General features: G+C 69.4%; 20 protein-coding genes. 7 read left to right on the top strand and 13 right to left on the bottom strand.

The features are described 5' to 3' along the window. Positions 1–74: 74 nt before the first annotated feature. From AB5I40_RS27785 to AB5I40_RS27775, 3 genes are all read right to left on the bottom strand, one after another. Positions 75–1,262, bottom strand: a complete 1,188-nt coding sequence (locus AB5I40_RS27785) for an MFS transporter (RefSeq protein WP_370933030.1) — start codon at positions 1,260–1,262, stop codon at positions 75–77. Between the two features lie 139 nt (positions 1,263–1,401). Next, positions 1,402–3,522 carry an MFS transporter gene (locus AB5I40_RS27780; protein WP_370940619.1) on the bottom strand — a complete coding sequence of 707 codons (2,121 nt, stop codon included), beginning with the start codon at positions 3,520–3,522 and terminating at the stop codon, positions 1,402–1,404. A gap of 38 nt (positions 3,523–3,560) precedes the next feature. Further along, a complete protein-coding gene (locus tag AB5I40_RS27775) occupies positions 3,561–4,049 on the bottom strand; it encodes a MarR family winged helix-turn-helix transcriptional regulator (protein ID WP_370933028.1) in 489 nt (162 codons plus the stop codon). A gap of 345 nt (positions 4,050–4,394) precedes the next feature. Here AB5I40_RS27775 and AB5I40_RS27770 point away from each other — a divergent pair, with 345 nt between their 5' ends. Continuing rightward, complete coding sequence (locus AB5I40_RS27770; RefSeq protein ID WP_344287647.1) at positions 4,395–5,573, top strand: globin domain-containing protein; 1,179 nt, start codon at positions 4,395–4,397, stop codon at positions 5,571–5,573. Between the two features lie 4 nt (positions 5,574–5,577). Next, positions 5,578–6,285: a dienelactone hydrolase family protein gene (locus AB5I40_RS27765; protein ID WP_370933027.1), complete on the top strand. Its 708-nt coding sequence runs from the start codon at positions 5,578–5,580 to the stop codon at positions 6,283–6,285. Here AB5I40_RS27765 and AB5I40_RS27760 read toward each other — a convergent pair. Next, positions 6,264–6,962 carry a hypothetical protein gene (locus tag AB5I40_RS27760; protein WP_370933026.1) on the bottom strand — a complete coding sequence of 233 codons (699 nt, stop codon included), beginning with the start codon at positions 6,960–6,962 and terminating at the stop codon, positions 6,264–6,266. The genes AB5I40_RS27765 and AB5I40_RS27760 overlap by 22 nt on opposite strands. A gap of 135 nt (positions 6,963–7,097) precedes the next feature. Between AB5I40_RS27760 and AB5I40_RS27755 the strand changes: the two genes are divergently transcribed. Further along, positions 7,098–8,156, top strand: coding sequence for a sensor histidine kinase (locus AB5I40_RS27755; RefSeq protein WP_370933024.1), 1,059 nt, complete (start codon positions 7,098–7,100; stop codon positions 8,154–8,156). After that, the gene (locus tag AB5I40_RS27750; protein WP_370933022.1) at positions 8,149–8,808 is read left to right on the top strand and encodes a response regulator; all 660 of its coding nucleotides are present in this window, start codon (positions 8,149–8,151) and stop codon (positions 8,806–8,808) included. Before AB5I40_RS27755 ends, AB5I40_RS27750 begins: the two co-directional genes overlap by 8 nt. Here AB5I40_RS27750 and AB5I40_RS27745 read toward each other — a convergent pair. Further along, positions 8,805–9,737, bottom strand: a complete 933-nt coding sequence (locus AB5I40_RS27745) for an SDR family oxidoreductase (RefSeq protein WP_370933020.1) — start codon at positions 9,735–9,737, stop codon at positions 8,805–8,807. The two genes, AB5I40_RS27750 and AB5I40_RS27745, sit on opposite strands and share 4 nt — an antisense overlap. A gap of 100 nt (positions 9,738–9,837) precedes the next feature. Between AB5I40_RS27745 and AB5I40_RS27740 the strand changes: the two genes are divergently transcribed. Beyond that, positions 9,838–10,413 carry a TetR family transcriptional regulator gene (locus AB5I40_RS27740; protein ID WP_370933019.1) on the top strand — a complete coding sequence of 192 codons (576 nt, stop codon included), beginning with the start codon at positions 9,838–9,840 and terminating at the stop codon, positions 10,411–10,413. Between the two features lie 293 nt (positions 10,414–10,706). Here the strand turns inward: AB5I40_RS27740 and AB5I40_RS27735 are convergent, their stop codons facing one another. The 7 genes from AB5I40_RS27735 to AB5I40_RS27705 all read right to left on the bottom strand — a co-directional run bounded on the left by AB5I40_RS27735 (position 10,707) and on the right by AB5I40_RS27705 (position 17,540). Beyond that, complete coding sequence (locus tag AB5I40_RS27735; RefSeq protein ID WP_370933017.1) at positions 10,707–11,141, bottom strand: heat shock protein transcriptional repressor HspR; 435 nt, start codon at positions 11,139–11,141, stop codon at positions 10,707–10,709. A gap of 5 nt (positions 11,142–11,146) precedes the next feature. Then, on the bottom strand, positions 11,147–12,331 hold the full coding sequence (gene dnaJ / locus AB5I40_RS27730; RefSeq protein ID WP_370933015.1) for a molecular chaperone DnaJ: 1,185 nt from the start codon (positions 12,329–12,331) through the stop codon (positions 11,147–11,149). 33 nt (positions 12,332–12,364) lie between these two features. Then, on the bottom strand, positions 12,365–13,072 hold the full coding sequence (grpE, locus tag AB5I40_RS27725; protein ID WP_370933014.1) for a nucleotide exchange factor GrpE: 708 nt from the start codon (positions 13,070–13,072) through the stop codon (positions 12,365–12,367). Next, positions 13,069–14,934: a molecular chaperone DnaK gene (gene dnaK, locus AB5I40_RS27720; RefSeq protein ID WP_370933012.1), complete on the bottom strand. Its 1,866-nt coding sequence runs from the start codon at positions 14,932–14,934 to the stop codon at positions 13,069–13,071. Before dnaK ends, grpE begins: the two co-directional genes overlap by 4 nt. Positions 14,935–15,122: 188 nt before the next feature. Beyond that, on the bottom strand, positions 15,123–16,529 hold the full coding sequence (locus AB5I40_RS27715; protein WP_370933011.1) for an alpha/beta hydrolase: 1,407 nt from the start codon (positions 16,527–16,529) through the stop codon (positions 15,123–15,125). Continuing rightward, positions 16,526–16,744: a hypothetical protein gene (locus AB5I40_RS27710; RefSeq protein WP_370933009.1), complete on the bottom strand. Its 219-nt coding sequence runs from the start codon at positions 16,742–16,744 to the stop codon at positions 16,526–16,528. The genes AB5I40_RS27715 and AB5I40_RS27710 overlap by 4 nt, the downstream gene beginning before the upstream one ends. 19 nt (positions 16,745–16,763) lie before the next feature. After that, complete coding sequence (locus tag AB5I40_RS27705; protein WP_370933008.1) at positions 16,764–17,540, bottom strand: DUF4097 family beta strand repeat-containing protein; 777 nt, start codon at positions 17,538–17,540, stop codon at positions 16,764–16,766. 162 nt (positions 17,541–17,702) lie between these two features. Here AB5I40_RS27705 and AB5I40_RS27700 point away from each other — a divergent pair, with 162 nt between their 5' ends. Together AB5I40_RS27700 and AB5I40_RS27695 are read left to right on the top strand one after the other, a co-directional pair. After that, entirely contained in the window at positions 17,703–18,242 is a 540-nt protein-coding gene (locus AB5I40_RS27700; protein ID WP_370933007.1) for a YbhB/YbcL family Raf kinase inhibitor-like protein, read from the top strand. A 7-nt stretch (positions 18,243–18,249) separates the two neighbouring features. After that, positions 18,250–18,747 (top strand): NUDIX hydrolase, encoded by a 498-nt coding sequence (locus AB5I40_RS27695; RefSeq protein WP_370933005.1) that lies wholly within the window; start codon positions 18,250–18,252, stop codon positions 18,745–18,747. Here the strand turns inward: AB5I40_RS27695 and AB5I40_RS27690 are convergent. Further along, positions 18,725–19,165, bottom strand: coding sequence for a GNAT family N-acetyltransferase (locus AB5I40_RS27690; RefSeq protein ID WP_370933003.1), 441 nt, complete (start codon positions 19,163–19,165; stop codon positions 18,725–18,727). The two genes, AB5I40_RS27695 and AB5I40_RS27690, sit on opposite strands and share 23 nt — an antisense overlap. Positions 19,166–19,174 lie beyond the last annotated feature (9 nt).

The following is a 19,174-nucleotide window of genomic DNA, read 5'->3' as shown; positions in this document are numbered from 1 at the left end:
TGGAAATACCTGGTGACAGGCCCGACCAAGGCCCGTCGACAGATATAACGTCAGCAAAGTTGAGTCTGTTCCGCTCAACTCTGAATTGGTGCCACCGCGGCCGCGGGCAGCCTCGGTCCCAGCCTGCCGAGCCCGAGCGCCGCGAGGCAAGCGCAACCCCCGACCAGGACCCAGGGTAACCACGCCGCCACGGAAAACAACGACACGATCGCCGGAGCGAGCACCTGAGCCACAGTGAACGCGTATTGGAACGCGGCGAGGTAACGGCCCTTCGCTTCGGGCGGCGCGGCGGCCTCGGCGAGCGCGCCGGAGCGCGGCCCGAACACCAGGTCACCGGCGGCGAACACGAGCGTCGCGGCGAGCAGATACGGCACTTGCCAGCTTCGCGGCACCAGCAGCACGCCGACGCTCGTCAGGCACCAGGCGGCGAACAGCGCGGACCCGGCCCGCATCGCGCTGATCCGGCTGAGGCCTCTCGTGAGCCGGAGCGCGACCGTGCCGCCGGCGCTGGTGAGCACGGTCAGCAGGAACAAGATCGCGCCGGGCAGCCACGTCGGCGCGTGCAGCCGGTCGAGCACGAACACCGGGGTGCCGATGAGGAAGAAATCGAGCGACAGCCCGAACAGGCCGCTCAAGAGGATCAACGTCAGGTACGGCCGGTTGCGCAGCACTCCGCTTCGCACGCGGACCACCGGCGCGAACCGGCGGCCAGGAGGGATGAACACCGCGATGAGACCCGCCGCCGCGAGGAAAGTCAGGACGTCCACGACGAGCGCGACGCTGTAGCCGTGGTCGCCGAACCAGGTGAGCAGTACCGACGACATCAGCCCGCCGAGCCCGAATCCGCCCGCGCGCACCATCCCGACTTCGGCGAACGGCCGGTCCTTCGGCACGTCTCCGGCGACTTCGGAGATGAGCGCGAACAGGCAGCTGTAGAACAATTGTTGCCCGGCACCAAGCATGATGGCGGCCACCACAACGCCGCTGATGCCGTGCGCGAACAGATACGCGCTGATTCCGGCAGCCTGCAACAGTTGCGCCGCAAGAACTCCGGTTCTCGGGCCGGCGCGATCCACCAGCCGTCCGGCGAGCGGCGGCATGAGAAGCCCTGCCGTGGTGCCCAAAGTGACCGCCGTGCCCGCTTCGACGAGCGGGATTCCGATCACCCGCGTCACGTAAAGCAGTGCGAGCGGAAGGAAAAGTCCGGAACCGAAGTTGTCGATCCCCATAGCCAGCAACATCGCGACCCTGCTTCGCGTCACATATTCGACGCTACCTCTGGGGAAGGGGGACGAGGCAGGGCCGGGAGGGCGCATCGCTTGTCGGCAAATGCCACTCCCAGTAGAAAGCTCGTGAGTGGCTGTCCCGGGCTTGAACCGGGACAAACACTCACGAGCCCCTTTAGTCGACGCTGAGTGTTCCTTGGTGCCTAACGAACTCTCGCTCGGCAGCTTCGCTCAGCTCGACGTCATGCTGTGCGGCCGCACCATCGCCGACCGTCATCGGCTCGGCGTGCGGCGTATATCCGTGCGCGGACACCGTGAGCGTGTAGGCGCCCGGTTCGATTCCCGTGAAGCGGTACGCGCCATCGCCGCCCGCGATGTGCGTCGCGGTGACAGTGCCCAAGCGGTCGGTGAGAGTCAGTACCGCGCCTGCGACGGCGGCGTGCCGACCAGCGACGCGTACGCGACCCGAGATGGCACCTTGGCTGTCCAACAGCAAGTCGTGCCAACGCGCGTTGCCGTTAAGCCGCACGGTCGACACCGCAGGCCGCGTCGAGCCAGCAGTCGCGAGAAGCACGTGCTCTCCCACCGTGTTCGCCGACAGCTCGTACGCGCCAGTACGTCCCGTACGCCCGACGTCGACCTGACGCCCCGCCATGTCGGTGAGCGTAAGCACGACACCGGACACTGGACGACCGCCCGCGTCGAGAACCCGTCCGCGCAGCACAGTGGTCATCTCGACCGGAGCTTCGACCACAGACACCGCCTCGACCGAGACAGCAGCCGCGGACGGGGCCGGAGAGTCCGCGTCGAGCGTCCGGCGCAGCGGAATCTCCTTGATGAACAGCACCGCGACGAAGGTGACCACCGCGATGCAGGCCGCGACAAAGAACACCGTGCCGGTCGCGTCGCCGAAGGCCCCGCGCACCACCGGCTGCAGCGCCGGCGGAAGCGACGAGATGGCGAACGTCCCGCCACCGCCGGAAACCGCGCCGCCAGTGTGAATGCCCATCTGCGACAGGGAGTTCGCGATGTTCGTGGCCACCCGGGCGGCCAGCACCGCACCGAGCGCGGACACGCCCGCCGCGCCGCCGAGCGACCGGAAGAACGTGACGACCGAGGACGACGAGCCGATGTCCTTCATCGCCACCGTGTTTTGGACTACCAAAACCAGGTTCTGCATCAGGAAGCCCAGCCCGATGCCGACCAGCGCGAGGTAACCGCCCATCAGCGTCAGGTTCGTCGCGTGGTCCACCGTCGAGAGCAGGAACAGCCCGGCCAGCAGCGAAATCCCGCCCGCGACCATGAACGGCTTGGTGCGCCCGGTGCGGGAGATGATCTGCCCAGCTCCAGTCGAGGCGACCGCCAGGCCCAGCACCATCGGCAGCGTCATCAGACCGGCGTGCGTCGGCGAGAAACCGCGCGCGATTTGGTAGTACTGCCCGAGGAACACCGAACCGCCGAACATCGCGGTGCCGACCGCCAGCGAGGCGAGCACGGCCAGCGTGAAGGTGCGGTTGCGGAAGAGCCGCAGCGGAACCACTGGCTCCGCGACCCGGGATTCGACGAGAACCGCCAGCGCCAGCGCGACAATCGCACCGCCGACGTACGCCGCGCTCGACCACGAAACCCAGCCGAAGCTGCCGCCCGCCAGCGAAACCCAGATCAGCAGCAGCGCGACGCCGCCGACCAGCAGGGTCGCGCCCAGCCAGTCGATCCGCACCTTCCGCTTGAGCACCGGCAGCTTCAGCGTCCGGCCGAGCACGATGAACGCGATCACCGCGATCGGCACGCAAACCCAGAAACACCAGCGCCAGCCGAGCGGCGAGTCCACGATCAGGCCGCCGATCAGCGGGCCGGAAACGGTCGCGACGGCGAACACCGCGCCGGTGTAGCCGGAGTACTTGCCGCGGTCGCGCGGCGCGATCATCGCCGCGATCACGACCTGGATCAGCGCCTGCAGCCCGCCGAGCCCGATGCCCTGCAGCGCGCGGTAGGCGATCAGTTCGGGCATCGACTGCGCGATCCCGCCCAGCGCCGAGCCGACGGTGAAGACGACGATCGCGATTTGGTACAGCAGCTTCTTGCTGAACAGGTCCGACAGCTTGCCCCAGATCGGGGTGGTCGCGGTCGACGTCAGCAGCGTCGCGGTGACGACCCAGGTGTACTCGCTCTGGGAACCGTGCAGGTCGGCGAGGATCGTCGGCAGCGCGTTGGACACGATGGTCGACGACAGCAACGCCACCAGCAGGGCCAGCAGCAGGCCGGTGAAGGCCTTGAGGATTTCCCGGTGCGTCATCGGCTGCCCGGAAGCGGTGGTTTCCACTATTCGCTACTTCACTTTCCCGCGTGCGGGGCCTGGCCGGCGCAGTACCCGGACGGGCCGAGCGTCGCGCGCAGACCTTCGTTCAGTTCGGCGAGCTGAGAGGTGAGGCCCTCGATCCGCGCCTCGTCCCAGCCGCCCAGTGCCGTCTCGAAGAATTCGAGATACTGCTTCCGCCACAGTTCGAGCCGCTCGAGACCGGCTTCGGACACGCTGATCAGCGACGCGCGGCCGTCCTCGGGGGCGGGGCGGCGCTGGATCAGCCCGGCGGCCTGCAACTGGGCGATCTGCCTGCTGATCACCGACAAGTCGACAAACCTGCGCTTGGCGACCTCGGACGGGCGGGCCTCGCCGTGCTTGGCGAGGTCGGACAGCAGCATCGCCGAGGCCGGGTGGAGCCCGGGCTCGTTCTGCCACGCCTGCATGATCCACAGGTGCTGGAGCTGGGCGGACGCCTTCAGCTCCCGCAGCAGTTCGAGCCGCACGTCGTCAGCTGGGCTCATCGTTCCTCCAGGGCCGGTGCCCACTTGCTTGTATTCTACAAGTTTAGTCGCCGAAGGTTGCGTAGGGCAACTATCTAATCGGTGAGCTGCCCCACGTCCTGACCGGCCGGTAACCCGACCGGAGCAACGATGCGGGCATTCCGCCTCAGTGCGGCTACTCTGCGGACCAGACGCCCCGCGGAGCCGACGCGGCGAGCACGTCCAAGGACAACGAGGAGCAGGAGTGGCGAATTCCCCCGCGCGACCGCGCGAGCCGAATCCGACAACCGCGACCGCCCTGCTCTCGTGACCATCCCCTCCCAGCCCCCCGGCCTCCGGTCCCGACCCATGAACGACGACAGCCCGATGACAGCCGATTCGATCAGCCCGCTCCCGCGGACCTCGGCCGCGCCCCGACAGGCGCCGGCGGCCGTCGTCGCGATGGTGCAGCTCATCCGCGACACCTGGGCCAAGTCGGAGCCGTACGCCCCGGAGATCTCCCAGTTCTTCTACGGGATGCTCTTCACCCTCGCGCCCGCCACGCGCGATTTCTTCCCGATCAACATGGAAGTGCAGGGCGGTCGGATCATCCGCGCGCTGGCCCGCGTGGTGCAGATGGTGGACCGGCCGGACGACCTGCTGCCGTTCCTGCGCCAGCTCGGCCGCGACCACCGCAAGTTCGGCGTCGCCCCCAAGCATTACGAGGCTGTCGGCACCGCGCTGCTGGCCGCGTTGAAGAACCACCTCGGCCCGGAGTGGACGCCGGAGGTCGAGCGTGCGTGGGCGGAGGCGTTCACCATCGTCGCGCGCGCGATGCAGGAGGCCGCGGCGGCGGACGAGAACCCGGCGTCGTGGTCGGCCACCGTGGTCGAGCACCGGCGGCTCACCTGGGATCTCGCGCTGGTGCGGGTGATCCCGGACCAGCCGGTGCCGTATTCGCCGGGCCAGTACATGAGCGTCGAGGTGCCGCAGCGGCCGCGGTTGTGGCGGTATCTGTCGCCGGCGAACGCGCCGCGCGAGGACGGCGGCATCGAATTCCACGTGCGCGCGGTCGACGGCGGCTGGGTGTCCCGGGCGATCGTGAGCCACACGCAGGCGGGCGACGTCTGGCGGCTCGGCCCGCCGCTGGGCCGGATGAACGTGAACCGCGAACAGTCGCGCGGGGTGCTGATGGTCGCCGGCGGCACCGGGGTCGCGCCGCTGCGGTCGATCCTCGACCACCTCGCGTTGTGGGGCGAGAACCCCAAGACGCGGCTGTTCTACGGCGGGCCGACCCGCGAAGACCTCTACGACCTGGAAGAACTGCGCGCGCTCGCGGCGACCAACCCGTGGCTCACCATCACCCCGGTCGTCGAACGCGGCGACCACCTGCCCGGATGCGAACACGGCACGCTCGCCGAGGCGGTCACCCGGTACGGCGCGTGGCCGGACCACGACATCCTGGTGTCCGGTTCGCCCGCGATGATCCGCGCGACGGTGTCCCGGATGCTGGTCGCGGGAAGCGCGCTGGACCAGATCCAGTACGACCCGTTCACCGCGGACTGAGCCCATGGACATCCGGATTCCGGTGGCGGACGGGGAAATCGACGGCTACCTCGCGGTGCCGTCCGGCGACGGCCTGTTCCCGGCGGTCGTGCTGATCCACGACGTGTTCGGGCTGAACCAGGACGCGCGCGAGATCACCGACCGGTACGCGGCGGCGGGCTATCTCGCGCTGAGCCCCGATCTGTACTCGCGCGGCGGCATGCTTCGGTGCGTGAAGCGGACGTTCCAGGACATGTTCGCCCGCGAGGGCCGGGCGTTCGCGGACATCGAGGCGGCGCGCGTGCTCGTCGCCGGACGGGACGACGCGACCGGCAAGGTCGGCGTCGTCGGTTTCTGCATGGGCGGCGGGTTCGCTTTGGTGGCCGCCTCGCGGGAGTTCGACGCTTCCGCTCCGTATTACGGCGCGCTGCCGAAGGATCTGTCCGCTTTGGACGGTGCCTGCCCGATCGTCGGCAGCTTCGGCCGCAAGGACTACTCGCTGCGCGGGGCCGCGGCCAAGCTCGACGCCGCGCTCACTGAACGCGGAATCCCGCACGACGTCAAGGAATACCCAGACGCCGGGCACGGCTTCGCGAATCACTACCGGCCCGCGCCGCTGGCCGCGCTCGCGAAGGTCACTGGGATGGGCTATCACGAGCCCTCGGATTCCGACGCCTGGCAGCGTGTCATGGCGTTCTTCGAGGAACACCTTCAGCCCAGCGTGCTCAAGTAACCGAGCGCCCCGACGGCGGCCGCGCCAAGGCACGCCAGGCCGAAGGTGCGTCGGTCCGGACGCTCGGCACTTTTCAGCAGCCGGATGCCGGACGGTACGAGCGCCACGCAGAGCCCGGCCGCGGCGGCGATCGACCACATCGTCGTTCCTTTGAGGACTCCGAGCGGCAGGGCGGTCATGGCGGCAAGGGCCACTGCGCGTACCGGGCCGAGCACTCCGGCGCGATAAGCCGCGAAAGCCAGCAGCGGCCAGCCGAACATGATCGTGAACGACAAGAAGCTGAACAGGTGGAGATCGCCGTAGGCGTCCGCGACGAACGCGGTCGCGTAGTCCGCTCCGCGATGCCGGGCGAGATCCGTTGCGGCTTGGTCGAATCCGGCATGGAAGACCCGCTCGACCAGACCGATCAGCACCAGCGCGCCGGACCACGCCGCCCAGCGGGGCTTCGTCGCCGCGATCTGGCGGACCATTGTGGACACTGCGAAGAGAAGAACCACCTGACCGGCGAGGAAACAGGTGGCGGCGGCGGTCAGTTGTACCGGATGCTGCACGGTCGCGGCGAGCTGATGCGGAAAGAAGAACGGGTACGGCAGGCGCAGCAGCACGCCGGCGAGCACGAGCACCGGGCCGAGCACGAGCGCCGCTCCGCCGAGGCGAGGGCCGGGAAAGGTCGACATGCCGCTCACCGTGCCCGTCCGGACACCCCGCGCACATCGGCCCGGGGCGGACAGTTCCACGCCACGGAACTAAACCAGGGGATGACCCACCACAGCACGATGTGCGCGCCCGCCGCACTGGCTAACGTTGGTGTTATGTCCCCTCTGCGAGTGAGCGACGTCGCGCTGGCGGCAGGTCTCCTCGTCACGGACGTCGGGCTTGCCGGGAACCTGCTGATCGACGAGGAGCCCTGGCGGCTGCCGGTGTCCGCGGTGGTCGCGACGCTCATCGCCGCCGCGGTGCTGCTGCGGCGGCGGGCTCCGGTGCCAATCTTGATCGGCACCACGGTCGTTTCCGCGTCCGCAGCGGCTTTCGGGCTGCTGTGGGATCCGTTCGTCGGCTCGGCGCTGGTGCTGTATCTGGTGCGGCCGCCGCGTGCTTTGCCTGCTGCGGCCGGGGTTGCGGCGATGTCGGCGGCCACCGCGGTGGTTGGGGAGTGGTGGTACGCGTTCGGTGTCCCGCTGGCGTTGCTCACGTGGGGGCTTGCCGAAGCGCTGCGGTCCCGGCGCGCGCAGACGGCGCGGCAGGAACGGCAACGCGAACATCGGATCCTGGTCGACGAGCGCGTCCGGATCGCGCGCGAACTGCACGACGTCGTCACGCACGGGATGGGCTTGATCGCGGTGAAAGCGGGTGTCGCCAACCACGTCGCGGACAGTCGGCCCGAGGAGGCGCGCGACGCGTTGCGGGTGATCGAAGCGACCAGCCGCGCGGCGCTCGGCGAGATGCGGCGGTTGCTGCACGTACTGCGCGACGAGACCGACGAAACCCCAGCCGATCCGCTGGCCGCGTTGCCGCACCTCGCCGAACGCGCCCGGCAAACCGGGGTCGACGTCGAACTGTCCGTCCTCGGCACCGCGCGGGTGCCGGAACCGGTCGCGCTGGCCGCGTACCGGATCGTGCAGGAAGCGGTGACGAACGTGGTGAAACACGCCGCACCAGCCCGGTGTCAGGTGGTGGTTGCGGTGGCCGCTGAGGAGATCCGGATCCAGGTCACCGACGACGGCGCGGCGCCGATCGGCGAACTGCGGCTCGGCCACGGGCTGACCGGCATGCGCGAACGCGTCGCCCTCTACGGCGGCGAATTGGTCGCCGGTCCAGGCCCGGACGGCGGGTTTCGCGTCGCCGCCACGCTCCGGTGCGCCGATGCCTGACCAGATCCGCGTCGTCGTCGCCGACGATCAAGCCTTGCTGCGCGGGAGTTTCCGGGTGCTGCTCGACAGCGAACCGGACTTCACCGTGATCGGCGAAGCCGCGACCGGTGCCGAGGCAGTCGAGCTAGCCGTGGCCGAAAAGCCGGACGTGGTGCTGATGGACGTCCGGATGCCGGTGATGGACGGCATCGAGGCCACTCGGCTGATCGGTGAACGAGTCCCGGACGTGCGAGTGCTGGTGCTGACCATGTTCGACCTCGACGAGCACGTGTTCGCCGCGCTGCGCGCAGGCGCGACCGGATTCCTGCTCAGGGACACCCGCCCGGCCGACCTGTGCGCCGCGGTGCGCGTGGTGGCTTCCGGCGACGCGTTACTCGGCCCGTCCATCACCCGGCGACTGGTCGCGCAGTTCGCGCGGATCCCGGACGCCCCGCCGCGCGCGGACGTCGCCGCCTTGGCCCCGCGAGAGCGCGAGGTGCTCACGCTGGTCGCGAGTGGACTGTCCAATGTGGAGATTACCGAGCGGATGCGGCTGTCGATGGCGACGGTGAAGACCTACATCGGACGGCTGTTGGCGAAACTCAACGCCCGGGACCGCGCGCAGCTGGTGATCTTCGCGTACGAATCCGGCTTGGTGCGGACGCGGAACTAGCGCCACACCGCCTCGGCGCGTTCGCTGGCTTCCGGGGTGAAGTAGTCGCCCGTCTCCAGGTCCTCCAGCAGCGTGGGGTGGTTCGGCTGCCAAGCCAGCAACTGCTGGGTGTGCGTGCTGGAGGCGGGCACGTCGAGCGAGAAGAATCTTGCCAGGAACGGGTTCCCGAGGTGTTCGGCGGCTTCTTCGAGCGTCAAGGATGCCGTGGGGATCTCCAGCAGTTGCGCGATCTTCTCCGCGACGCTCTTGATCTCGACGGTTTCCCCGACCCCGTGCAGCATGCTCCCCGCAGGTGCTTTCTCCAGTGCCAAGCGGAAAAGCACCGCAGCGTCATCGCGATGGACGGCTGGCCACCGGTTCGTGCCGTCGCCGATGTACGCCGAAACCCCCGCCCGCCGCGCACCTGCGATGAGCGCCGGGATGAAGCCGTGGTCGCGTGGTCCGTGCACGGTCGGCGCGAGCCGCACGACGCTGGCCCGGACGTCCTGATCGGCGAAACCGAGGCAGGTCTGCTCACCGGGGATCCGGAAATAGGCCACCGAGCCGGGATCGGCCGGGTCGAGTTCGGTGCTGACCTGGTCGGCCTTCAGCACCAAAGTGCCGGAGGTGCTGACGAACGGCTTTCCGGTGCCGACCAGCGCCTGGCCCAGCGCGTCGATCGCCTCGCAGTCGCGGCGGATGAGGTCGTCCGGATCGGCGTAGCTGCCGCCTTGGGCCATGTGCAGGACGCCGTCGGCGGCTTCGGCACCGCGGCGCAGGCTGTCGAGATCGTCGAGCGCACCGGGATGCGGCGTCGCGCCGAGCGACTCCAGCCGCGCGGCGGACGTGTCCGAGCGAGCCAAGCCGGTGACCCTGTGCCCGGCCCGGACCAGCTCGGCGACGACGGCGGGACCGGTCTGGCCGGATCCGCCGGTGACGAAGAAGTGCATGAAAGGCTCCTTAGTGTCAGTCGCTGACTCTACGCGTAGCGACAGTGACTGACGCAATGTGGTGTCAGTCACTGGCACAACCTCCGGGTAGGCTCAGGAAGTGCCACGGAGCGGAGCGGAAGCGCGCGGCCGCCTCAAGCAGGCGGCGCTGGAGCTGTACCGGGAAAACGGGTTCGACAAGACGACAACTGCCGAGATCGCGGCCCGGGCAGGCGTCACCGAGCGGACGTTCTTCCGGCACTTCCCGGACAAGCGCGAGGTGCTCTTCGACGGCGAAGCCGACCTGCGCGATGACCTGACCCAGTCGGTCGCCGAAGCCCCGGAAGGCCTGGCACCGCTGGAAATCCTGCTGCGCGCCTTCAAGAAGACCGGGCGGATCATGGAGCGCAATCTCCCGTTCGCCGAACCCCGGCGCGACCTGATCGCGGCGACGCCGACGCTGCGGGAACGCAACCTGGCCAAGGCCGCGACGCTCGCCGAAGCGCTCGCGGAAGCGTTGCGGAAGCGCGGTGTCGAGGATCGGCTGGCCCGGCTGGCCGCGCATGCCGGGTGGGCGACGTTCCAGCACGCGACGCAAGCCTGGATCAGCGATCCCACGCGAGGGCTGGATGACTATCTGGATGAGGCGTTCGCGGATTTGCGGACGCTCGGGGCGGGAGTCCAGTTAGGACAGTAGGTCCTCTCGCGGCGGCGGGTGCGTAGGCCTCGTGAAAACCCAGCCCCAAGACGCGGGGCTCGCGGACCTGGCCGTGCGGAGGGGTTTCGGGGCGGGGTACCGGGGCGTTCTGGGGCGGACGGCCTTCCGGAGCGGACACCCCAGGAGCCTTTCGGAGCGGGCACTCCCGGCGCGCGGCCTTCCGGGGCGGGGCCAGCCAGGGCAGCAAAAACCCCCTCCGGCTGCGGCGGGAGGGGGTTGGGGCTAGCGCGTGGCGAGCACGGTTCTCACCGTGCTCGCCACTCACGACACAGTCAGCGGCGCTTGGGTTTCCAGACCACCAGCGCGGTGTTCTGCTGCATTGGCACCAAATCCTTGCGATAGGACGCGTGCACCGCAGCGGCGGCTCGTTCGGCGGCCACGTAGGCGGCGGCGAGTTCTTCGGTCAGCTCGTGCACCCGGGACTGCAGCGCGTCGACCTGGTTCTCCAGTTCGATGATCCGCTTGATGCCGGACAGGTTGACGCCGTCCTCCTGCGACAGGCGCTGGACCTCGCGCAGCAAGGCGATGTCGCGCATCGAATAACGCCGTCCGCCGCCGGCGGTGCGGCCTGGCGAGACCAGGCCGTGCCGGTCGTAGGAACGCAGCGTCTGCGCGTGCAGCCCGGAAAGCTGGGCCGCCACCGAAATCACGAATACCGGGGTGTCCTCGTCCGCGCCGTGCGGGAGTCCCGGATTGCCGCCGAACATCGACCTCACCTGCCTTCGAGCAACTCGGTGATCTCGGGCCGCGGGTCGTGGCCCTTCATCGCCTCGGCGTAGGTCTCGAGTGCCGACCGCGCCTTGTCGTCGAGTTTCGCCGGGACCGCCGCCTCCAGCGTGACCAGCAGGTCGCCCTGCGCGCCGTCCCGCTTCTGAATGCCCTTTCCGCGCACTCGCAACACTCGGCCGCTCGCGGTACCCGCGGGCACCTTCAGCGACACCTTGCCTTCGAGCGTCGGCACCGTGACCGTGGTGCCCAGCGCGAGCTCGGTGAAGTCCACCGGCACGGTGAGCGTGAGGTTGAGGTCCTTGCGCCCGAACAGCTTGTGCGGAGCCACGTGCACGCGTACGTACAGGTCGCCCGCCTGCGCGCCGCCGCGACCGGGTTCGCCCTGGCCGGCCAGCCGGATCCGCTGGTCGTCCTTCACGCCCGGCGGGATGCGCACGGTGAGCGTGCGGGTGCGGGTGCTGATGCCCTCGCCCGCGCACTCCGGGCACGGGTCGTCGATGATCTTGCCCCGGCCGCGGCAGTCCTGGCACGGCTCGGAGAACGCGAACGCGCCCTGGCTGCGGCTGACCAGCCCGGATCCGCTGCAGGTCGGACAGACCCGCGGCGAGGTGCCCGGCTTCGCGCCGTTGCCGCCGCACGTGCTGCAGGTGGCGGGGCTTGACAGCCGCAACGGCAGCGTCGCGCCCTTCACCGACTCGAGGAAGTCGATCCGCACGTCGGTCTCGACGTCCGCGCCGCGCTGCGGCCGGTTCGCCGTCGCTCCGGCGGCACCGCCCCGGCCGCGGCCGAAAATGCCGCCGAGGATGTCGCCGAGCCCGCCGAAGCCGCCCTGCTGCCCCTGTGCGCCGGCCTGGTTGAACAGGTCGCTCATGTCGAAGCCGCCCGCACCGCCACCGCCGGGGAAGCCGCCGAATCCGCCCGCGCCGCCGGAGCCGAAGAGCGTGCGCGCCTCGTCATACTCCTTGCGCTTGGCCGGATCGGACAGCACGCCGTACGCCTCGGACACGGCCTTGAACTTGTTCTCGGCCGCGGTGTTGCCCGCGTTGGCGTCCGGGTGGTTTTCCTTGGCCAGCTTGCGGTAGGCCTTCTTGATCTCGTCCGCGGTCGCGTCGGAGGAGACACCCAGCTCTTTGTAGAAGTCCTTGCCGATCCACTCCCGAGCACTCATCGGGTGTCTCCTCCTTTCGCTGCAAACCGAGTGTTACTGCTGGCCGGACTCATCGACCGAACCGTCGAGCGGCAGTTCGCCGCCCACCGGCGGATCGACCGGCTGCTGCGCGGGAGCCTCGCCGGGCTCGTGGTCGGTCACGCCGACCAGCGCCGCCCGCAGCACCCGCTCGCCGAAGCGGTAGCCGCGGCGCATGACGAGGGTGACCGTCGGGCCCTTCACGTCCGGGGACGTGCTGTGTTGCACGGCCTCGTGGACGCTCGGGTCGAACTCTTCGCCCTCGGTGCCGAACGCCTCCAGACCGGACCGCTCCAGGCTGCTGACCAGCTTGTCGGCCACCGCCTTGAACGCGCCGGTGAGGTCGCCGTGCTGCTCCGCGCGCTGGAGGTCGTCCAGCAGCGGCAGCAGATCGCCGACCACGGACGCCTTCGCGCTCTGCACCACGGCCTCGCGGTCGCGGTCGACTCGCTTGCGGTAGTTCGCGTACTCCGCCTGCAGACGCTGCAGGTCGGCAGTGCGCTCGGACAGTTGCTTTTCGACGTCCGAGGCGGCCGGAACCGCTTCGTCCACGGAATCGCCCAGCGAGGGGCCCGCGTGCTGCACGGGCTCCTCACCGGCCGGAGCTTCCTCCGCGGCGGGCGGGCGGACCTCGCCGGTCTGCGGGTCCACCCGTCGCCGATCCCGCACGACTACCGGTTCCTCGGGGCCAGGACCCTCGGTCTCGGAGTGGCGGGGGGTCACTTCTTCTCGTCCTCTTCCACGATCTCGGCGTCGACCACGTCGTCCGCCTTCGACTTCGGAGCGTCGCCGGCCGCACCAGCGGCACCGGCCGCGCCCTCAGCGCCCGGGGCGCCTTCGGCACCGGCGTTCGCGTACAGCGCGCTGCCCAGTTCCTGCGAAGCGGTGTTCAGCTTCTCGATGGACTCGCGGATCTTGGCCGAGTCGGTGCCCTTGAGCGCCTCGTTCGCCTCGTCGATCGCGGACTTCACCTTGCCCTTGAGGTCCTCGGGCAGCTTGTCCTCGTTGTCCTTGACGAACTTCTCGGTCTGGTAGACCAGCGTCTCGGCCTGGTTGCGGGTCTCGGCCTCGTCGCGGCGCTTCTTGTCCTCTTCGGCGTGCGCCTCGGCGTCCTTGACCATGCGCTCGATGTCGTCCTTCGGCAGCGCGGAGCCGCCGGTGATCGTCATCGACTGTTCCTTGTTCGTGCCGAGGTCCTTCGCGGTCACGTGCACGATGCCGTTGGCGTCGATGTCGAAGGTGACCTCGATCTGCGGCACGCCGCGCGGGGCCGGCGGAAGACCGGTCAGCTCGAACATGCCGAGCTTCTTGTTCGCCGCGGCGATTTCGCGCTCGCCCTGGAACACCTGGATCTGCACCGACGGCTGGTTGTCGTCCGCCGTCGAGAAGATCTCGGACCGCTTGGTCGGGATCGTGGTGTTGCGCTCGATCAGCTTGGTGAAGACGCCGCCCTTGGTCTCGATGCCCAGCGACAGCGGGGTCACGTCGAGCAGCAGGACGTCCTTGACCTCGCCCTTGAGCACGCCGGCCTGCAGCGCGGCGCCCACGGCGACGACCTCGTCCGGGTTCACGCCCTTGTTCGGCTCGCGGCCGCCGGTCAGCTCCTTGACCAGCTCGGACACCGCCGGCATGCGGGTGGAACCGCCGACGAGGACCACGTGGTCGATGTCGCCGACCGCGATGCCCGCGTCCCGGATCACGTTGTTGAACGGCTGGCGGGTGCGCTCGAGCAGGTCCGAGGTGATCTTCTGGAACTCGGCGCGCGACAGCGTCTCGTCGAGGAACAGCGGGTTCTTGTCGCCGTCCACCGTGATGTAGGGCAGGTTGATGCTGGCGGAGTTGGAGCTGGACAGCTCGATCTTCGCCTTCTCGGCCGCCTCGCGGATGCGCTGCAGCGCCATCTTGTCCTTGGTCAGGTCAATGCCGTTGGTGGCCTTGAACTTGTCGACCAGCCAGGTGACGATGCGCTCGTCCCAGTCGTCACCGCCGAGGTGGTTGTCACCGGAGGTGGCGCGCACCTCCACGACGCCCTCGCCGATCTCCAGCAGCGAGACGTCGAACGTGCCGCCGCCGAGGTCGAAGACCAGGATGGTCTGTTCCTTCTCGCCCTTGTCCAGGCCGTAGGCCAGCGCGGCCGCGGTCGGCTCGTTCACGATGCGGAGCACGTTCAGGCCCGCGATCTGGCCGGCCTCCTTGGTGGCCTGGCGCTGCGCGTCCTCGAAGTAGGCCGGGACGGTGATCACCGCGTCGGTGATCTCCTCGCCCAGGTAGGCCTCGGCGTCGCGCTTGAGCTTCATCAGCACGCGGGCGCTGATCTCCTGCGGCGTGTAGCCCTTGCCGTCGATCTCGGTCTTCCAGTCGGTGCCGATGTGCCGCTTCACGGACCGGATCGTGCGGTCGACGTTCGTGACGGCCTGGTTCTTCGCCGGCTGGCCCGTCAGCACTTCGCCGTTCTTGGCGAAGGCGACGATGGACGGGGTGGTACGGGAGCCTTCCGAGTTGGCGATGACCGTCGGCTCGCCGCCCTCAAGGACGGCGACGACCGAGTTGGTCGTGCCGAGGTCGATGCCGACCGCTCGCGCCATGGTGCTTCCTCTCGTGTTCTTCTCCGGTACTGATGCTATGTTCGTGACCTGCGGTTTCGAGGCACTCTTGAGTACCTTCTTAGCAGGTTCCGCCGGTCTCGCGCTCGGCCCGGCCCATCAGACTTGAGCCGACCGCACTCAACCTTGCTCTCAGGATAACGGGCAACCACCCGAACTTGTTCCCGGGTTCACCCGCAGAATTCGCCCCGCGGTGGTGTGACGCCACTCACCAGATACCTGGCCTCGGCACGCCGCACGCACTCGGAGTTGAGCAGCCCGGTGTGGCCGTCGCCGAGGTACGTGAGCAGCGTCGATCCCTCGATGCTCGCGGCGAGCCCGTGCGCCCACGGCAACGGCGTCGCCGGGTCGTGCGCACCGCCGACGACGAGAACCGGCGGAGCCCCGTGCACCGGATGCGGCTGCGGCGGGTTCAACGCGGGAACCGGCCATCCGGTGCAGCCCGCGGAGAGATCCCAGTACTCGGTGTAGCGCCAGCTGTGCGGGGCGACCGCGCGGATCGTCCTCGCCGCCGCGCGCAGGTCCGCCGGGCCGGTGAACGGCGACGGGAAGTCCTGGCAGCCGATCGAGCGGTACGCGCCGTAGGTGTCGCTCGCGAACGACGAGTTGGTCGCGAGCGCGCTCGCGTCCGGGTCCGCCAGCGCGCGGCTCAGGGCTGGCCATTCGGCCGGAAGATAGAGGTGGCCATACGCGCCGGAGGCCAGTTCCTCGCCGGTTGCCTTGCGGCCCAACGCTTTCGCGTACGCGCCGTGGGTGACGAGGTCGTCGTAGCGGGCGAGCGCGCTCTTGCCGTGCAGCGCGCAGTCGGTCGAGCGGTCGCACCACGAGGCGAAGCGCAGCAAGGAGTCCTCGGTCGCGGCGGCTTCCTCGATCATCGCCTGCCACATCGGCCGGGCGTGGTCGACCGCGCCGTCGAGCACCATCGTGCGCACCCGGTCCGGATGCTTCGACGCGTACACCGCGCCGAGTTCGGTGCCGTAGGAGACGCCGAGCCAGGAGATCTTCTGCTCGCCGAGCGCACCGCGGATCCCGTCGATGTCCTCGGCGGCGCTTTGCGTGTCGACGTGCCCGAGCATCGGGCCGGTCTTGGCGAGACAGTCCTCGCCCGCCGCGCGGTTGTGCGCGACGAAGGCGTCGTACTGCTGGTTCGTGGCCGGGAAGAGGCCGATCTTCGGGTCGTACAGCTTCGACTGGTCGCAGCTGATCTTCGGATCGCTGAACCACACTCCGCGCGGATCGAAGCCGATGATGTCGAAGCGGTCCCGCAACGGTTTCCGCGCCGAGCCGATCACCTTGGTGTCGAGTCCGCCGAAGCGCACGAAGCCGACCCCGGATCCGCCCGGCCCGCCCGGATTGACCAGCAGCGAACCGATCCGGTGCTTCGGGTCGGCCGCGGGCAGCCGGGTGAGCGGGATGTGCGCGACACCCGTCTCCGGATGAGCGCGGTCGATCGGCACCTCGATCTGGCTGCACTGCGCGGTCGGTTCCTGCTCCGTCCCGCACGGCGTCCAGGCCAACGCTGGTGTCGGTGCGCTGACCAGTGGAAGCGCGGCCAGCACAGCTGCGGCAAGGTTCATGCCCGGCGCACCTGCGCGGCGCGGTCCTCGGCGGCCGTACGAAGCACGACGGTTTCGGCGTTCCGGACCACCCCCTGCTGTACCGGAACTTCCACCACCGCGACCGGAGTCGTGGCCTGCGGCTCAGGCGAGTGGCCGATCGCCGCGGTGATCGCGAACGCCCCCACCGCGCCCGCCAGCACCGCGGCCAGCAGCCGCGTTTCGAGTTTGCGCATGATGTGTCTGTTCTCCCCTTCAGACGGCCTTGACGGTGACGCTGCCGCTGTCCGTGGTCAGCTCGAGCGTCTTCGTGTCCGGGCCGGAGTTCTGCGGAATGTCGATGCTGCGGTTGCCGTTCTCGCTGTTGCCGGTGACCTGGTAGGACCCGTTACGCGGCACGGTCAGCGCGATCCGGCCGGAGTCGGCGCGGGCCTTGACGGCATTGGGCTGGCTGAGCGTGAGCGCGATCCGCCCGCTGCCCGCGGAGACGTCGACCGGCCCGCGCAGTCCGTCGCCCTCGATCCGGCCGGACTGGCTGTGCACCTGCACCTCGCCGACGTTGTGCAGTTCGGCGGCGCCGCTGTCCAGCTGGAGCTTGACCAGCCCGGGAACGTCCTGTACCTGCGCCCGCCCGGAATCGGCGGTGACGTCGACGCTGCCGACGCCCGCGAAGTCCAGCGTGCCGGAGTCGGAGGTGCCCGTGACCGGGATGCCCGCCGGGACGATCAGCTCCATGTCGGCGGTGCAGTTGCGGCCGCAGTCGAGGATGACGAGCTGGTCGCCCTCGACGCGGTAAGCGTCGCCGGGCTGGCCGCTAAAGTGGTAGCGAAGGGTCTGATGCACCCGGGCCGCGCCGGGCGCGGTGCGGATGGTCACGTCGCCGGAGCCGTTCTCCAGCTTCACCGAGCGGATCTCCTGCGTCAGCGTCGCGTCCCGCGAGACCGTGGACCCGAACCCCCACCCGCCGAATCCGATCGCCACCCCAACGCCGATCACCGCGATGCCGGCCAGTGCCAGAAGCGGGCGTGCCATGTCTGTTCCCCTCAGTACCACTCTCGGCTGTCTCGAGAGACGTTAGAAGGTGCGGACCCCCGGGGACATCCGGTAAACCCCCCGAAACATCCCTGAGGCGGCGGTGCTCAACCCGGGGTCCTAACCTGGCGGCCGGAGAGCCCCGTGGATCAGGAGGAACCCATGCCCCAGCCGCCCAATCCGTACGACTACCTGCCGTCGGTTCCCTCGTTCACCCTGCGCAGCACGGATATCGCCGACGGAGAGACGCTGGCCCAGCCGCAGCTGTCGGGCATCTTCGGCGCTGGCGGCGAGGACCGGTCGCCGCAGCTGGCGTGGGAAGGCTTCCCGGAAGGCACCCGCAGCTTCGCGGTGACGGTTTACGACCCGGACGCCCCGACGGCCAGCGGTTTCTGGCACTGGGCGGTGTTCAACATCCCGGCCTCGGTGACTTCGCTGGAGTCGGGGGCGGGGGACGCCGCAGGGTCGGGACTGCCTTCGGGCGCGGTCTCGCTCAAGGGCGACGGCGGAGTGAAGCAGTACCTGGGGGCCGCGCCGCCTCCTGGGCACGGGCCGCACCGGTATTTCTTCGTGGTGCACGCGCTGGATGTGGAGACGTTGGAGGTTCCGGAGGACGCTACGCCCGCGTTCCTGGGGTTCAACATGTTCGGGCACACGCTGGGACGGGCGACGTTGGTGCCGGTTTACGAGAACAAGGGCTGAAGGTTCGATGGGGGAGCCGACGGTGGAGGTTGCGGACGGCGTGGTCTTTCCGCAACCTCTGCCCGACGCCGCGGGCGGAGTGGTCCTCGGTGCCGACGGCCGCGCGTTCGTGCAGTTCCGGAGCCCGGACCGGCCGCGGTTTCCGAGCACGTGGGACGTCGTGAGCGGCCACCTCGAACCGGGCGAGACGACGCTGGGAGCGCTCACCCGCGAGGTCTTCGAGGAAACGGGCTGGCGGCTGCGCCGCGTGGTCGGGAACCTCGGCCGCCACCAGTGGCCGCTCGACGACGGCGAAGAGGTCGGCGATTTCTACCTCATCGAGGTAGAAGGCGACCTGGCGCGCCCGGTCCTGGAATGGGACAAGCACCCGCACTGCGCCTGGTTCGGCGAGGAAGACCTGGACCAGCTGCTGGTGAACTGCGCACCCGGCGACACGTTGATCCGGGACGTCGTGGCCGCCGCCCTCTCCGTCCACAATGGACCTACCGGAGAGACTCCCGGTTAGCCCCCTCGCGTTCGAGGAACCGGCCCTTCGTGTGCTCCTCGAACCCGAACTGCCGGTACAACCCGTGCGCGTCCGCCGTGTGCAGCATCCACCGGAACTGCGCGCCCGGCCCGTGGTCGATCATCTCGCGCACGAGTTCCTTGCCCAGCCCGCTGCCGCGCGCGGACTCGACCACGAACACGTCGCCGAGATACGCCGAGGTCACTCCGTCGGAGAAGGCTCGCGCGAAGCCGACCTGCCGTCCGTCCGCGCGCGAGTAGGCCCCGACGACCCGCCACGATCCGGCGATCGCCGCTTCCACCTGTTCGCGCGTCCGCCATCGGCCCCAATAGGCCTCGGTGGAAAGGAATTGCCACAGCACGTCGAGGTCGAGCCGTTCCCGCCGGTCGTCGACCTCGTATTCACCCACGACCCTCATGCCCGGCAA

Origin of the sequence: Amycolatopsis sp. cg13, from assembly GCF_041346965.1 — a bacterium.
Taxonomy (GTDB): Bacteria; Actinomycetota; Actinomycetes; order Mycobacteriales; family Pseudonocardiaceae; genus Amycolatopsis.
The sequence above is the reverse complement of the archived record's forward strand: the minus strand, read 5'-3'. Positions and strand labels throughout refer to the sequence as shown.

Bases quoted from the DNA above. Each gene is read 5' to 3' on its own strand.
- AB5I40_RS27780 (WP_370940619.1), bottom strand. From the start codon at position 3,522: ATGACGCACCGGGAAATCCTCAAGGCCTTCACCGGCCTGCTGCTGGCC.
- AB5I40_RS27775 (WP_370933028.1), bottom strand. From the start codon at position 4,049: ATGAGCCCAGCTGACGACGTGCGGCTCGAACTGCTGCGGGAGCTGAAG.
- AB5I40_RS27770 (WP_344287647.1), top strand. From the start codon at position 4,395: ATGACAGCCGATTCGATCAGCCCGCTCCCGCGGACCTCGGCCGCGCCC.
- AB5I40_RS27765 (WP_370933027.1), top strand. From the start codon at position 5,578: ATGGACATCCGGATTCCGGTGGCGGACGGGGAAATCGACGGCTACCTC.
- AB5I40_RS27760 (WP_370933026.1), bottom strand. From the start codon at position 6,962: ATGTCGACCTTTCCCGGCCCTCGCCTCGGCGGAGCGGCGCTCGTGCTC.
- AB5I40_RS27755 (WP_370933024.1), top strand. From the start codon at position 7,098: ATGTCCCCTCTGCGAGTGAGCGACGTCGCGCTGGCGGCAGGTCTCCTC.
- AB5I40_RS27750 (WP_370933022.1), top strand. From the start codon at position 8,149: ATGCCTGACCAGATCCGCGTCGTCGTCGCCGACGATCAAGCCTTGCTG.
- AB5I40_RS27745 (WP_370933020.1), bottom strand. From the start codon at position 9,737: ATGCACTTCTTCGTCACCGGCGGATCCGGCCAGACCGGTCCCGCCGTC.
- AB5I40_RS27735 (WP_370933017.1), bottom strand. From the start codon at position 11,141: ATGTTCGGCGGCAATCCGGGACTCCCGCACGGCGCGGACGAGGACACC.
- dnaJ (WP_370933015.1), bottom strand. From the start codon at position 12,331: ATGAGTGCTCGGGAGTGGATCGGCAAGGACTTCTACAAAGAGCTGGGT.
- dnaK (WP_370933012.1), bottom strand. From the start codon at position 14,934: ATGGCGCGAGCGGTCGGCATCGACCTCGGCACGACCAACTCGGTCGTC.
- AB5I40_RS27715 (WP_370933011.1), bottom strand. From the start codon at position 16,529: ATGAACCTTGCCGCAGCTGTGCTGGCCGCGCTTCCACTGGTCAGCGCA.
- AB5I40_RS27710 (WP_370933009.1), bottom strand. From the start codon at position 16,744: ATGCGCAAACTCGAAACGCGGCTGCTGGCCGCGGTGCTGGCGGGCGCG.
- AB5I40_RS27705 (WP_370933008.1), bottom strand. From the start codon at position 17,540: ATGGCACGCCCGCTTCTGGCACTGGCCGGCATCGCGGTGATCGGCGTT.
- AB5I40_RS27700 (WP_370933007.1), top strand. From the start codon at position 17,703: ATGCCCCAGCCGCCCAATCCGTACGACTACCTGCCGTCGGTTCCCTCG.
- AB5I40_RS27695 (WP_370933005.1), top strand. From the start codon at position 18,250: ATGGGGGAGCCGACGGTGGAGGTTGCGGACGGCGTGGTCTTTCCGCAA.
- AB5I40_RS27690 (WP_370933003.1), bottom strand. From the start codon at position 19,165: ATGAGGGTCGTGGGTGAATACGAGGTCGACGACCGGCGGGAACGGCTC.